The 14,772-nt window shown below is 63.3% G+C and carries 13 protein-coding genes; 6 read left to right on the forward strand and 7 right to left on the reverse strand.

The features are described from left to right. The first annotated feature begins 79 nt into the window (after positions 1-79). A complete protein-coding gene (locus tag F455_RS0115520) occupies positions 80-616 on the forward strand; it encodes a hypothetical protein (RefSeq protein WP_018974234.1) in 537 nt (178 codons plus the stop codon). 46 nt (positions 617-662) lie between these two features. Then, positions 663-1,625 carry a patatin-like phospholipase family protein gene (locus F455_RS21095; protein ID WP_018974235.1) on the forward strand — a complete coding sequence of 321 codons (963 nt, stop codon included), beginning with the start codon at positions 663-665 and terminating at the stop codon, positions 1,623-1,625. A 43-nt stretch (positions 1,626-1,668) separates the two neighbouring features. On the opposite strand, the gene F455_RS0115530 is transcribed toward F455_RS21095, so the two are convergent. Continuing rightward, positions 1,669-2,637, reverse strand: a complete 969-nt coding sequence (locus F455_RS0115530) for a cation diffusion facilitator family transporter (protein WP_018974236.1) — start codon at positions 2,635-2,637, stop codon at positions 1,669-1,671. Positions 2,638-2,773: 136 nt separating this feature from the next. Continuing rightward, positions 2,774-3,226 carry a MerC domain-containing protein gene (locus tag F455_RS0115535; RefSeq protein ID WP_051084216.1) on the reverse strand — a complete coding sequence of 151 codons (453 nt, stop codon included), beginning with the start codon at positions 3,224-3,226 and terminating at the stop codon, positions 2,774-2,776. A gap of 168 nt (positions 3,227-3,394) precedes the next feature. Between F455_RS0115535 and F455_RS0115540 the strand changes: the two genes are divergently transcribed. Then, positions 3,395-5,557, forward strand: a complete 2,163-nt coding sequence (locus F455_RS0115540) for a TonB-dependent receptor (protein WP_018974238.1) — start codon at positions 3,395-3,397, stop codon at positions 5,555-5,557. A 57-nt stretch (positions 5,558-5,614) separates the two neighbouring features. On the opposite strand, the gene F455_RS0115545 is transcribed toward F455_RS0115540, so the two are convergent. The 3 genes from F455_RS0115545 to gltX all read right to left on the reverse strand — a co-directional run bounded on the left by F455_RS0115545 (position 5,615) and on the right by gltX (position 7,921). Beyond that, positions 5,615-6,088 (reverse strand): transcriptional repressor, encoded by a 474-nt coding sequence (locus tag F455_RS0115545; RefSeq protein ID WP_018974239.1) that lies wholly within the window; start codon positions 6,086-6,088, stop codon positions 5,615-5,617. Between the two features lie 71 nt (positions 6,089-6,159). Next, a complete protein-coding gene (locus F455_RS0115550; RefSeq protein WP_018974240.1) occupies positions 6,160-6,510 on the reverse strand; it encodes a zinc ribbon domain-containing protein in 351 nt (116 codons plus the stop codon). Positions 6,511-6,517: 7 nt separating this feature from the next. Continuing rightward, the gene (gene gltX, locus F455_RS0115555; protein ID WP_018974241.1) at positions 6,518-7,921 is read right to left on the reverse strand and encodes a glutamate--tRNA ligase; all 1,404 of its coding nucleotides are present in this window, start codon (positions 7,919-7,921) and stop codon (positions 6,518-6,520) included. 107 nt (positions 7,922-8,028) lie between these two features. On the opposite strand from gltX, the gene F455_RS0115560 reads away from it, so the two are divergent. Together F455_RS0115560 and F455_RS0115565 are read left to right on the forward strand one after the other, a co-directional pair. After that, complete coding sequence (locus tag F455_RS0115560) at positions 8,029-10,029, forward strand: bifunctional 2',3'-cyclic-nucleotide 2'-phosphodiesterase/3'-nucleotidase (protein ID WP_051084218.1); 2,001 nt, start codon at positions 8,029-8,031, stop codon at positions 10,027-10,029. Between the two features lie 120 nt (positions 10,030-10,149). Continuing rightward, positions 10,150-11,841: an AMP-binding protein gene (locus F455_RS0115565; RefSeq protein WP_018974243.1), complete on the forward strand. Its 1,692-nt coding sequence runs from the start codon at positions 10,150-10,152 to the stop codon at positions 11,839-11,841. Here F455_RS0115565 and F455_RS21100 read toward each other — a convergent pair whose 3' ends face one another. Further along, positions 11,842-12,333, reverse strand: coding sequence for a TlpA family protein disulfide reductase (locus F455_RS21100; protein ID WP_211212336.1), 492 nt, complete (start codon positions 12,331-12,333; stop codon positions 11,842-11,844). It lies immediately after the preceding gene. 37 nt (positions 12,334-12,370) lie between these two features. Then, a complete protein-coding gene (locus F455_RS0115575) occupies positions 12,371-12,820 on the reverse strand; it encodes a DUF4399 domain-containing protein (protein WP_018974245.1) in 450 nt (149 codons plus the stop codon). A 38-nt stretch (positions 12,821-12,858) separates the two neighbouring features. Here F455_RS0115575 and F455_RS0115580 point away from each other — a divergent pair, with 38 nt between their 5' ends. Continuing rightward, positions 12,859-14,763: an ABCB family ABC transporter ATP-binding protein/permease gene (locus tag F455_RS0115580; protein WP_018974246.1), complete on the forward strand. Its 1,905-nt coding sequence runs from the start codon at positions 12,859-12,861 to the stop codon at positions 14,761-14,763. Positions 14,764-14,772 lie beyond the last annotated feature (9 nt).

Here is a 14,772-nt window from a genome sequence, read left to right on the forward strand (position 1 = left end):
CGCCCGGATGTCGCGCGTGGAGATCAGATTGCGTCTATTGTCGAGAGCCCTTCATCCACCGAACGAAGAACACGCCATCATGCCCGCATCAATTCGCAATACCGCCGCAGCATCCGCCATCGTCGCCGTTGCCATGCTGTTCGCGCACGACGTACGCGCACAAACGCCGCCGAAAGTCGTCGACGCCGCACGTCTGGCGCCGCTGCTGCCGCCGGCTTGGGGCGGTCTCCAGCGTGGCAAAGTCGATTTCGACAACAAGCCGACGATCACCGGAGGCCCGCATGCGAACGCCGAAGCAGTCTATTCAAAGGGCAGCACGGCCGCGTTCGAGGCGATCATGCATATCACCGATGGAGGCGAGATTTCGGCCAACTACTACAAGATGGGTGCGAACTGGCTGCGTGAGGACACGCGCGATGAGACCCAGCATAGCCTCGTGCTCGCGGACGGACGGCGCGCGCAATTCACCTCGATGGGCAAGGATATCCTGCAGATCGAAACCTTCGTGGCCGACCGCTTCGTCGTCCGCGCGAACTGCTCGCATTCCAGTGAGGCCGAATGCAAGGCCGCGCTCGAGAAATTCGACTTCAAGGCGATCGGGAAGCTGAAGGAATAGGCGCGACCGACTGCCGGCCTGCCTCGCTTGCGGCTATGATTCGGCCATGGCCGCCGCCCCCCGCAGCGTGAAGATCAGCCTCGCTCTGCAGGGCGGCGGTGCACACGGTGCCTTCACCTGGGGCGTGCTCGACTATTTTCTCGAGGAAGGTTCGCTAGATTTCGACGGCATCAGTGCGACGTCGAGCGGCGCGATGAATGCCTGCGCCCTGACCCAAGGCTGGCTCGACGGCGAGCGCGACGGCGCGCGCAAAATGTTGGCCAAACTCTGGGAAGCGGTCGGCGCGCAGGCCAGCCTGATGCGTTGGGCATTCGCCTCGCCCGCAGGAGCGGCGACCGAGCGCATCCTGCTCGGCCTCACGCGTTATTTCACGCCGCAGGAGATGAACCCGCTCGGCATCAATCCGGTCAAGAACATCGCCGCAGCGCTGTTCGACTTCGACAAGATCCGCAACAGCTCACCGTTCAAGCTGTTCATCGCCGCGACGCGCGTGCGCGACGGACGCCTGAAACTGTTCGACAATGCCGACCTGACCCTCGACGCACTGATCGCCAGCACTTGCCTGCCGCAGTTGTTCGCAGCGGTCGAGATCGACGGCGAGGCATACTGGGACGGCGGCTACGCCGGCAATCCCGCAATCGAACCGCTGGTCTACCTCTGCAATGCCGAGACGATCGCCTGCGTGCTCGTGCAGCCGATCGAGCGTGCACAACCGCCCGCGACCGCGCGCGAAATCGGCGAGCGCATCACCGAGTTGTCGTTCTCGACCACATTTATCCGCGAGCTCGAAACATTGCAGACCGCGCAGAACATGCTGGCGAAGAACTTCCCGCTGACCCCGCTCGGCCAGCGCCTGAAGAAGATCGACATCCAGGTCCTCGAACCTGGCGAATCGCTGGACAGCTACAGCGCGAAGACGCGGCTCACCGCGCGCATGGATTTCCTGCGCGACCTGCGCGACCTCGGCCGCGAGCGTGCACGAGCCTGGTTGGAGAAACGCCGCAGTTGAGAAAGTACGCGCTTCCCTTCCTTCAGGGGATCACGCGAGCAAGTCAGTGCGCGTGTGCGGAATCGTGCGTATGGTTGTGATCGTCATGCGCATGGTCTTGGTCGTCATGCGCATGCCGTCCGCAGTCCTCGTGCGCGCAGTCGCGCCGCTCGATTTGCACGGTCGCATGGACGATCTGGAACTTTTCCCTGAGGATGGTCTGAACCTGCGCTAGCGCCGTGTGCGCATCCGCCTCCTCGGTCAGCCGCGCATGCAGCGTGGCCAGGCGGCGGCCGCCGGCGAGTTGCCAGACATGCACGTGATGTACGTCGACCACGCCCTCGCTGGCACGCGCGGCGATGGCAACCTGCGCAGTGTCGACGCCATCCGGCGTGCCTTCAAGCAGGATGTGCGCCGAGCGCTTGAGCAGCCTCCACGCGCTGCCGAGGATCAACAACGAAACGAGGATCGAGAACGCCGGATCGGCCCACAGCCAGCCCTGCCAGCGGATCAGCAGCGCCGCGGCGACGGCGCCGAACGAGCCGAGCAGATCGCCGAGCACATGCAGGCGCGCACCGGCCGTGTTGAGATCGTCGTGATCGTGGCCGCCGAGCACTTGCAGCACGAACAGATTCACCAGAAGGCCTGCCACGGCGATGATCAGCATCGTGCCGGAAAGAATCGGCTCGGGTTGGGCGAAACGCCCTATCGCTTCGACCGCGATCCAGGCGACAAGCGCGAACTGGAACAGTGCGTTCGTGTAGCCGACGAGTACCTCGAGGCGCGCGTAACCGAAGCTGCGCTTGTCGTCCGCCGGTCGTCGCGCGAAGTAGGCGCCGAGAAAGGCGAGCAGCAGCGCGAACGCGTCGACGAACATGTGGCCTGCATCGGCCAGCAAGGCCAGCGATCCGGAAAACCAACCGCCCGCCGCTTCGACGACGAGCGTGATCGAGGTCAGCACAAACGCCCACAACAGGCGCCGCTCGCCGGTACTCGCGTGGTCATGGTCGTGATGAGAGTGCGGGATGGTCATGCTTGGTCGTGCGCGGAGTAGGCGCGCGTCGATGCGCGCATGTTAGGTGCTCGATGCGACGTTACACAATCGCATGGTACCGGTGTGTACGTCCTTGAACGCGAAAATCAGAAAGCGGCCATCCTGGCCACACTTCTCAATTCGCCTGATTCGGGGGGCAACACGTACCGAACAGATGGGTCAGGCGCAGATTCAAGATATGCGCGAGGGCAACGCAGCAGCCACCGAGCGTGACCAGCCCCGCATGCAGCAGTGGCGATTCCCCGCTGTCGAACAGCCAAGCACCGGTCCAGAGCAGAGTGATGCCGACAGCGGCGATCCAAAGCGCGCTTGCCACGCGGTGGCGACGATAGCCGCGAATGAGCGAGCCCAGCGCGAGCGCACTTGCGCACGCGATGAAGATGCGCTCGAAGCGATGGTCGCCGAGAAAGCCGAGGCCGAGCGCGGGCAATACGGTGAGCACGAACGGCAATGCCGCGCAGTGGACCGCACACAGGAACGATGCGGCCGCACCGACACGATCGGCGACGTGCGCCAACGCGTCATGCGCGGGGTTGTTGCTCAATTGCGGGGAGGAAGAGCTGGCCATGGCTAAGTTATAACATAACAGATATGAGTGGAGTTCGGTAGCGCCCGGAAGGATCGGAAGCACCAGAGATCGGGGAACCGTGACTTTCGGCAGGTATGTGCCGTTCATGAACGTTATATTATATCATTACATTTTCAACCATTTCATCGACTCCCGAAAAACCACGCAATGAACAAGAACTTGCTCGCACTATCCATCAGCCTCATTCTCGCTGCTCAGTCGGGCCGCGCCGCAGCGGACCCTGCAACTTCTGCCGACGCGGCCGCCGACCCCGCGTCCACGACATTGAGCACCGTGGAGGTCAACGCCAAGCTCGACCGATCGCGCAATCAGCTCTCGCCGAACGTCGGCGCGAGTCAGTATGTGATCGACTCGGCGGCGATCGAGCGCCTTCCGCTCGGCGATGCGACGCCGCTGAACCAGATCCTGCTGCAAGCACCGGGCGTCGTGCAGGATTCCTACGGCCAGTTGCACGTACGCGGCGATCATGCCGACCTGCAGTACCGCATCAACGGCGTGATCATTCCCGAAAGCATCTCCGGATTCGGCCAAAGCCTCGACTCGGACATCATCGAACGCGTGCAACTCCTCACCGGCGCGCTGCCGGCGCAATACGGCTATCGCACGGCAGGCGTCGTCGACATCACGACCGAAAGCGGCGCGCACCGCCATCACGATCATCCCGGCGAGGGCGATGAGTCGGATTTCGGCGGCAAGATCAGCCTGCTCGCCGGCTCGAACGGAACCTTCAACCCGCAGTTGTCGCTGCACGGCAGTTCCGACCGTTGGAGTTGGTTCTTCACCGGTGAATATCTGCAGAACGACCTCGGCATCGAGAACCCGACGCCGGCATACAACGCGATCCATGACCATACCAACCAGGCCAAAGGATTCGGCTATCTGTCGTACTTGCTCGACGAGGACACTCGCGTCAGCTTCATGTTCGGCGTAGCCAACAACCGCTTCCAGATTCCGAACAAACCGGGCCAGGAGCCGAGTTACCAGCTCGACGGTGTCGACGGCTTCGATTCCGCCAAGCTCAACGAACGCCAGCGCGAGATCACCCGCTTCGGCGTCCTCTCCCTGCAGGGTCATTTCGGCGACAGCGACTATCAGATTTCGCTCGGCGAGCGCTACACGAGCGTCGATTACAATCCCGACCCCATCGGCGACCTGATCTTCAACGGCGTCGCCGGCACGATTGCCCGGACCAACCGCGCTGACACCCTGCAGGCGGACTTCTCTACGCCCATCGCGGGCGGCACGCACACTCTGCGCTACGGTGCGTACGTCAGCAGCGAGCATCCGTCGAGCGACAACACTTCGCTTGTTTTCCCCGCCGACCAGGATGGCAACCAGACCAGCTCAACGCCGATCACAATCGTCGACAACGCGCCGCACATCAACGCGAAGACTTACGGCCTGTACCTGCAGGACGAATGGAATCTCTCCGACAAGCTGACCATGAACTACGGCGTGCGCGCCGACAAGGTCGATGCTTACGTCAGCGAAGGCCAGATCAGCCCACGCATCGGCTTCGTCTATCAGTTCAGCGGCACGACGACGCTGCATGCGGGTTATGCACGCTATTTCACTCCTCCGCCTACCGAACTGATCTCGCCAACCGACATCGCCCTGTTCCAAGGCACCACCAACCAGCTGCCTACCGACGTCAACGCGGAAACTCTTTCCGAACGCTCGCATTATTTCGACGCGGGCATCGCGCAAAAAATCGGCGATAACTGGACGCTCGGCCTCGACGCGTACTACCGCAAGGTAAGCAATCTGCTCGACGAGGGCCAGTTCGGCGCCGCCCTGATCTTCTCGCCATTCAACTACGCGCAGGGCCGCATCCGCGGCGTGGAATTTTCGGCGACCTACACGAACGGAAATCTGAGCGCCTACTTCAACCTCGCCTCGAACCGAGCGATGGGCAAGCAGGTCGTCACCGGCCAGTACAACTTCTCGCAGGACGAACTCGACTACATTGCCACGCACTGGGTACATCTGGACCACGACCAGCGCCTGACCGGCTCGGGCGGCATCAGCTACGACTGGAACGACGTGCAGCTTGGCGCAAACTTCCTCTACGGCTCGGGCTTGCGCAACGATTTCGCGAATACCGCCCATCTGCCGCAGTATTGGCAGATCAATCTGTCTGCCGCGCGCGATTTCGATCTGCCCACTCTGGGCAAGACCAATGTGCGTCTCGCCATCGTCAACGCGACCGACAAGGTTTACGAGTTGCGCGACGGCTCCGGCATCGGCGTCGGCGCGCCGCAATACGGACCGCGCGCGGGCGCCTACCTTGCCCTGAGCAAATCGTTCTGATCTCTGCGAGGGCACGGTTCGACCGCGCCCTCGTCCACGAACAAAAACCGAATGGTTCTAGGCTGCGGCGCAGCGCTTGCACACCCCGTGCACTTCCAGCGTCTGCGCGCGCGTGCGGAAGCCGAGCGCCTTGGCCTGTTCGGTGAGCAGCTTGGCGACGCGTTCGTCACAGATTTCCGTTGCCGATTCGCACTCGTCGCAGATCAGGAACGGTACGTGGTGTACTACGCTCGGATGATGGCAGCCGACGTAGGCGTTGATCGACTGCAGCTTGTGGATGAAGCCGTTCTCGATGAGGAAGTCGAGCGCGCGATACACGGTCGGCGGCGCGGCATTGCCGCGATCGTCCTTGAGCCGGTCGAGCAGGTCATAGGCCTTGACCGGCTTTTCCGAACTGGCGATCAGATCGAGCACCTGCTGGCGGATCTCGGTCAGGCGCAGGCCGCGCATTTCGCAGGCAGCAGTCACCTCGCTCACGAAGGCGTGGGCGTCATGGCGATGGTGATGGGCGCTGGCGGGCTTGGCGGACATGGACATTGCGGGTTCTACTTTCACGATCATAGCACTCGTGAAATGGGGGCGTTGGCGCGATGCGGCAAGGGCTACAGTGCCGCGCCACAGTGACGACAGTGTCTGTCGCCGGCATCCACCGGTTTGCCACAGGCACGGCAGAGCGGCTTCGGAGTGGCCTTCGGCAACAGCAGCGAAATGCCCCAGCCGATCGGCCCGAGCGCGAGGCCGAGCAAGGTGTCGCGCACGACGGCGTTCTTGTACTTGCCGATCAGCGCACCAACCAGCGCGCAGACCACGGTGAAACCGATCAGCCAGTACCACAGTGTCGGATCGGTGAGTGCGCTAAGGCAGGCGTCGAGCGCCTGCATCTGCTCGTCGGGATCGGCCGATTGCAGCGCCTGCGTCAGCGCGGTGACGTCACAATTTTCTGACAACGCCACGCCGGCCTCACGCGCTCGCGCGCGCGATCGCGTCGTCGATGCGCTTGAGCGCGCGATCGCGGCCGACGAGATAGACGGTGTGGTCGATCGACGGCGACACCTGCGTGCCGGTCATGGCCACGCGCAGTGGCTGCGCGACCTTGCCCATGCCCTCGCCGATCGCGGCCGCGGCGTCCTGTATGGCCTTGTGCACGTTCTCGACGCTCCAATCCTCGAGGCTCGCCAGCTGTGCATGCACGGCCTGCAATGCAGGCACCGCAGTCGCCGCCTTCAGGTGCTTGGCCACGGCGGCATCGTCCCAGGACGCGATCGGCCCGTACCAGATGCTCGCCTTCTCGGCCATCTCGCGCAACGTCTGCGCGCGTTCGCGCAAGGCGACGATCACGTCCACCGGCGCGGGACCCTGGGCCGGATCGAAGCCTTGCATACGCAGATGCCACTCAAACTCGGGGGCGAGCTCCAGCGGATCGTCGCTCTTGATGTACTGCTGGTTGAGCCACTTGAGCTTGTCGAGATCGAAGCGGGCCGCCGCCTTGTTCACGTCGCTGATGTCGAACAGGTCGATCATCTGCTGGCGCGAGAAGATCTCCTGGTCTCCATGCGACCAGCCCAGGCGCACGAGATAGTTGAGCAGCGCGTGCGGCAGGAAACCGTCGTCGCGATACTGCATCACGCTGACCGCGCCGTGGCGTTTCGACAGCTTCTGCCCGTCGGCACCGAGAATCATCGGCAGGTGCGCGAACGCGGGCACCTTCGCGCCGAGCGCGTGGTAGATGTTGATCTGGCGCGGCGTGTTGTTGACGTGATCGTCGCCGCGGATTACATCGGTGATGCCCATGTCGATGTCGTCGACGACGACCGCGAAGTTGTAGGTCGGGAACCCGTCCGAACGGAAGATGACCAGATCGTCGAGCTCATCGTTGCTCCACTCGACGCGGCCCTTGACCTTGTCGTCGAACACGACGCTGCCGCCGTGCGGGTTCTTGAAGCGGATCACGCGGTTCGGATCGTCACGGTACTCCTCGTTGCGCTCACGATAGTAGCCGTTGTAGCGCGGCTTCTCGTTCTTCGCCATCGCGGCGTTGCGCATCGCCTCGAGTTCGTCCTTGGTCTCGTAGGCGTAGTAGGCCTTGCCGGCCTTGATCAGTTCCTCGGCGACATGGCGATAGCGGTCCATGCGCAGGGTCTGGTAGTACGGACCTTCGTCGGCGTTGAGGTCGAGCCAGCGCATGCCGTCGAGAATCGCCTGCACGGCGGCATCCGTCGAACGCTCGCGGTCGGTGTCCTCGATGCGCAGAATGAATTCGCCACCGCGATGCCGCGCCTCGAGCCAGCAGTACAGCGCAGTGCGCGCGCCGCCGATGTGCAGGTAGCCGGTGGGACTGGGGGCGAAGCGGGTGCGAACGGTCATTGCGAAAACTTACTCGGAAAAATGGGCGGAGGTATAGATTCTTCTTTCGCGCAAAGCGCGCGAAAGAGTAACAGAAGGCGCGCTAAACTTCGCTTTTAGACCAGAGAATGCAGACGATGAAACGATGGTTCCTTGCAGCAGCAGCGGCTGCATTCCTTGCCGGCTGCGCTACCCCCGGACATGCGCCCACGAAGTCGGCGCAACCCGCGCCGGGCGCACATGCGCAGCTCGTCCTGCTCGAAACGACTGATATTCACTCTAACGTGATGAGCTATGACTACTACAAGCTGGCCGAGGACAAGGGTATAGGCCTGGAGCGCGCGGCGACGCTGGTGCATGCGGCGCGCAAAGAATTTACCAACACGATGCTGTTCGATGCCGGCGACACGATCCAGGGCACGGTGCTCGCCGACTACGAGGCACAGGTCAAGCCGGTAGCCTGCGGGCAGGAGTTGGCCGTGTACAAGGCGATGGACGCGCTCGGCTACGACGCGGCGACGATCGGCAACCACGAATTCAACTACGGCCTGCCGTTCCTGAGCCAGGTCACCGGCACCGCGTTCGACGTGACCAATGTTCCAGTCGAGCATTGCAAGGGGCCGGATTTCCCGCTCGTGCTGTCGAACGTGTTCAGTGCGAAGGACGGCAAGCCGCTGTACGCGCCGTGGAAGGTGCTCGCGCGCACGATCAAGACGCCGACGGCCGACGGCAAGACGGTTGAGACCCCGATCAAGATCGGCGTGCTCGGCTTCACCCCGACCTGGATCCTCGACTGGGACAAGCGCAACCTCGACGGCAAGGTCACGGTGATGGGCGTGGTCGAAGCCGCGCAGAAATACGTGCCTGAAGTGAAGGCGGCCGGTGCGGACATCGTCGTCGCGATCTGCCATTGCGGCCTCAACCCTGCGCCGTACTCGGAAAGGCTCGAAAACGCCGGCTGGCATCTCGCCGGCGTGGCCGGCATCGATGTCGTGATGCTCGGCCACTCGCATGATGTCTTCCCGAACCCAAGCGATGCCAAGTCGCGCTATGCGCACATGGCCGAGGTCGATAATGCACGCGGCCTGGTGCGCGGCGTACCCGCGGTGATGGGTAACTATTTCGGCAAGAGCCTCGGCGTAGTCGATCTGGCGCTGGTTTGGAACGATGGCCATTGGCAGGTCGACCGTGCGGCAAGCAAGTCCGAGGTACGTTCGATCAAGGGGGCGACGGCCGACGAGCACATCGCCGAACTGGTCAAGGACGAACACGCTGGCGCGATCGAATACGTGAAGACGCCGATCGGTCGCAGCGACTACGACATCAGCACCTATTTCGTCGCCGCGGGCGACACCTCGGCGCTGAGCCTGGTCAACGCGGCCGAACGCGACTACGCGCAGAAGTACATCAAGCAGAATCTGCCGCAGTACGCCTCGCTACCCGTGCTCGGCGCGGCGTCGCCTTTCAAGGCGGGCTTCGGCGGCCCGAACGACTATACCGACGTGCCTGCCGGCGCGCTTGCGATCAACAACGCCGCCGACCTCTACCTCTATCCGAACACGCTGACCGCAGTGAAGGTGAACGGCGCCGGCCTCAAGGCGTGGCTGGAGAAATCCGCCGGCTGGTTCCAGCGCATCGATCCGGCGACACATGAGACCCAGGAACTGGTCAACACCAAGTTTCCGACCTACAACTTCGACGTGCTGCAGGGCGACCTGACCTGGGCAATCGATGTCACGCGCGAGCAGGGCCAACGTATCGTCGATCTCAAATATCGTGGCACGCCGGTACGTGACGACGCGGAGTTCATCGTCGTCACCAACAACTATCGCGCCAGCGGCGGCGGCAGTTTTCCTGACCTCGACGGCAACAACATCGTTTTCTCCGCGCCGGACACCAACCGCGACGCACTGATCGGCTTCGTGCGCGCGCAACGCGAGATCACGCGCAAGAAGTTCGGCGACCAGCGCAGCTGGCGCTTCGCCAAGGTGAAGACGGCCGGCCCGGTCGTGTTCACCTCGGCTGCGGGCAAGCTTGACGTCGCGCATGCTGCGGGGCTGAAGAACGTCGCGCTGGTCAAGGACAACGGCGACGGCACGGCAGTGTATTCGATCGACCTGTCGCGCTAACGGCCGCGCAGCCCTCTTCCCCGCCGAACCGGGGAGAGGGAGCGATGCGACCGAAGGGGCTATGGACAGCCCTTGCCGCCGCTGCAATACATTGCTGATTACGGCGCAAGGGAGAGGGCGATGCCAGGCGTAGCGAGCTATGTGAGTGGTCCCTCGTCCGTGCCGCTGATCGGCGAAACGATCGGCACGTGCTTCGACCGCATCGCGCGCGAACATGCGGCGCGCGACGCGCTGATCGTGCGTCGGCAGAACGTGCGCTGGACCTATGCCGAACTCGCCGACCGGGTCGACCGCGTCGCCGCGAGCCTGTTGCGCCTCGGCCTCGAACCGGGCGACCGCGTCGGCATCTGGGCACCGAACTGCGCCGAGTGGACGCTGACCCAGTTCGCCACGGCCAGGGCCGGGTTGATCCTGGTCAACATTAATCCAGCCTATCGGCGCAGCGAACTCGAATACGCGCTCAACAAGGTCGCTTGCAAGGCACTCGTGCTCGCGCCAGGTTTCAAATCGAGCAACTACCTCGACATCCTCGGCGAAATCGCGCCGGAGCTTGCGCAGTGCGTCCCGGGCAGACTCGCGGCTGCGAAGCTGCCCGAGTTGCGCCACGTGATTCGACTCGGCGCGGAGTCCTCGCCCGGAGCGCACAACTTCGACGCGCTGCTCGTCGCAGCGAGCACTGCGGAATTGGAACAACTCGCCGCACTCGGCGCACGCCTGCAGTTCGACGATCCGATCAACATCCAGTTCACCTCGGGTACGACCGGCCTGCCGAAAGGCGCGACGCTGACCCACCACAATATCCTCAACAACGGCTACTTCGTCGCCGAGACGATCAAGCTCACGCCCGGCGAGCGCCTGTGCATCCCGGTGCCGCTGTACCACTGCTTCGGCATGGTCATGGGTAATCTCGGCTGTGTCACCCACGGCGCGACGATGGTCTATCCGGGCGAAGCCTTCGACCCCGGCGCCGTGCTCGAAACGATCCAGGCCGAACGCTGCGTCGGGCTGTACGGCGTGCCGACGATGTTCATCGCCGAACTGGGTCACCCGGACTTCACGAAATACGACCTGTCCAGTTTACGTACCGGCATCATGGCCGGCTCGCCCTGCCCGATCGAGGTGATGCGCCAGGTGATCGAACGCATGCACATGCGCGAGGTGACGATCGCCTACGGCATGACCGAAACCTCGCCGGTCAGCTTCCAAAGTTCGACGAACGATTCGGTCGAGCGCCGCGTGTCGACGGTCGGCCGCATCCATCCGCATCTCGAAATGAAGGTCGTCGACGAAAACGGCCGCATCGTGCCACGCGGCGAACCGGGCGAGCTGTGCACGCGCGGCTACTCGGTCATGCTCGGCTACTGGGGCGACGAGGCGAAGACCGCCGAAGTGCTCGATCGTGCCGGCTGGATGCACACGGGCGATCTCGCCACGATCGACGCCGAAGGCTACTGCAACATCGTCGGCCGCTCCAAGGACATGGTCATCCGCGGCGGCGAGAACGTCTATCCGCGCGAGGTCGAGGAATTCCTCTACCAGCATCCCAAGGTGCAGGACGTGCAGTGCGTCGGCGTGCCCGACCCCAAATTCGGCGAGGTGCTCTGCGCCTGCGTGATTCTCAAACCAGGCGTTTCGGCCGACGAAAACGAACTCAAGGAATTCTGCAGGGGCGAGATCGCCCACTACAAGGTGCCGCAATACGTGCGCTTCGTCGATTCATTCCCGATGACGGTCACCGGCAAGATCCAGAAATTCATTTTGCGCCAGGCGATGGCGGACGAGCTGGGGCTGATCGCGCAGAAGACGGCGTAGCTACTGCGCGACTCCAGCCGGAGCTGCATCGACGGCGAGTAATTTGTTCAGTTCGTCGACGAACTGCGGCGTGAGCGATTTTGAAAAACCCCTTCGAATATCGGCAATCTTGCCGTCCATACCAATCACGACGACGAACGGGATAGCGTGGATATTGTACGGGGCGCTTATCGAACCCTTGGCGTCGTCGAGCAGGGTCAGTTTGGTGTTCTCGCCGAGCACCTCGACTATCTGTCGGAATCGATTGCTGCCTTCCCGCCAATTCACCGCGAGCACGACGAGCCGCTGCGGGCTGACTTGACGCTGGATGCGGTCGAGGACGGCGAGTTCCTCCCTGCAAGGCGAGCACCACGACGCCCAGAAGTCGATCACGACAACCCGACCGCGATACTGGCTCAAGCGGACTTCGTTGCCGTGGATGTCCTTGCCGATGTAATCGGGCGGTTCGCCACCGACTTTGACCCCACCCAGCACCATGCCGACCAGAAGCATCAGACTAGTCAGCATGGTGCCTGAGCCTGCCGGTCGACTACGGTTTCACGTGCACCGTGATCTTCTTCGACACCAGCGGCGGATCGAACGGCACATGCGCCAGGTCGGCGAAATCCAGCTGCAAGGTGTGGTCGCCCGGCGCCAGTTTGATCGTGTCCTCGGTCTGGCCCTTGCCGTAGTGCTTGTGGGTGGCGTCGTTCGGGATAGGCTGTCCGCTCGGCGGCAGCTCGGCCACGTCGATCAACAGGTGGTGATGCCCCGTGCCCGGGGTCGGGTCACCGGCCGGGCGGATCGCGATGCCCTTGACGCCGAACTTGACCGTGAATTCCTGTCCCACCGTTTCGCCGTTCTTCGGCGACTCGATGAACACCGATGCGCCCGCCGGCGCCTTCTTCGACTCGACGCCGGCCGGCTTGGCCGCGTCCTGGGCAAAGGCCGAACCCGCGCACAGCGCCAGTGTGACGGCCAACAAGATCGATTTGCGCATTGCTCTCTCCCGTTCGACGAATTGGACCAATCATACCCTTGGCGACGTTAAACTGCTGCGATGCCGGCGGCACCGCGCAGAATGAAGGCAGCTGGAAAAACCGCCGACCGCCTCCACATTGGACGGTGATGCCATCGACCCAAGACACCACGCGCACGACCCTGGTCGGCGCCTTCCGCCGCCTGATGCCGACCGTGTGGCACTACCGCGGCCGCGTATTCGCCGCACTCGCCTTCCTCGTCGTCGGCAAGCTGGCCAATATCGCCGTGCCGGTCGTGCTCAAGCACTTGGTCGACGGGCTCGACGTGAAGCCCTCCCCGCTCGTCATCCCGCTGCTGCTGTTGATGGCCTATGGCGCACTGCGCCTGTCGACCTCGTTCTTCCAGGAACTGCGCACGATCGTGTTCGCGCGCGTGCTCGCGCGCACCTCGCGCGAAATCACGCTGCGCGTGTTCGCCCACCTGCACAATTTGAGTCTGCGCTTCCACCTCGACCGCCGCACCGGCGGCGTTGCGCGCGACGTCGAGCGCGGCATGACGTCGGTCTCCGACCTGCTCGACTGGACGATCTACACGATCCTGCCGACCTTGTTCGAGATCGCGGTGATCTGCACGATCCTCATGCTCAACTACGACTGGAGCTTCACCGCGATCACGCTCGCGACACTCCTCGTCTACATCGCCTTCACCTTCTCGATGACCGAGTGGCGCCTGCGCTTCTACCGCGCCGCGAACGAGGCCGACACCGAGGCGAACGCACGTAATGTCGACGCCCTGCTCAACTACGAGACGGTCAAGTATTTCGGCAACGAACAGCACGAGTTGCGCCGCTTCGACGTGAGCCTGCGCAATCTCGAAGAGGCGACGGTGAAGTCGCAGAAGTCGTTGGCCGCACTCAACATCGGCCAGACTGCGATCGTCGCGGTCGGCCTCACGTTGCTGCTCTGGCGCGCTTCGGCCGGCGTCGTTGCCGGTGCGCTGAAGATCGGCGACCTGGTCATGGTCAACGCGTTCCTGATCCAGCTTTCAATCCCGCTCAACTATCTCGGCATGGTCTACCGCGAGGTCAAGCAGGCGCTGACCAATATCGAGCGCATGTTCGGCCTGCTCGCCGAGCCGCAGGAGATTCGCGATGCGCCGGGCGCGAAATCGCTCGCGCTGCGCGGCGGCGAGGTGCGTTTCGACGATGTATCGTTTGGCTACGATCCCGCGCGAGGCATTTTGCACAATGTGGATTTTTCCATTCCCGCGGGCAAGACCGTCGCGGTGGTCGGTACCACGGGCGCAGGCAAATCGACATTGTCGCGCCTGCTCTATCGCTTCTATGACGTGAACGGCGGTGCGATCCGCATCGACGGCCAGGATATCCGCGCGGTCACGCAGGAATCGCTGCGCAACGCGATCGGCATCGTCCCGCAGGACACTGTGCTGTTCAACGATTCGATCTATTACAACATCGCCTACGGCAAGCCCGAGGCGACGCGCGACGACGTGATCGCCGCCGCGCGTGCCGCGCACATCCACGAGTTCATCGTCTCGCTGCCACAGGGCTACGACACCGGCGTCGGCGAGCGCGGGTTGAAACTGTCCGGCGGCGAGAAGCAGCGCGTCGCGATCGCGCGCACGCTGCTCAAGAACCCGACCATTCTCGTCTTCGACGAAGCGACCAGCGCACTCGACACGCGCACCGAGAAAGTCATTCAGGCCGAACTCGCCGAGATCGCGCGCGAGCGCACCACGCTCGTTATTGCGCACCGGCTGTCGACGATCGTCGATGCCGACGAAATCCTCGTCCTCGACCACGGCCGTATCATCGAACGTGGCACCCACAGCGGTCTGCTTGCGCACGGTGGCCGCTATGCGGCGCTGTGGGCGATGCAACAGCAGGCTCGCGAGACTTCGCCGGCCTCGCCACTGCGCGTCGTCGAGGCCGTCACGACGTAAGGGCAGCGT

The organism is Rudaea cellulosilytica DSM 22992, assembly GCF_000378125.1.
In the GTDB taxonomy this organism is placed as follows: Bacteria; Pseudomonadota; Gammaproteobacteria; order Xanthomonadales; family Rhodanobacteraceae; genus Rudaea; species Rudaea cellulosilytica.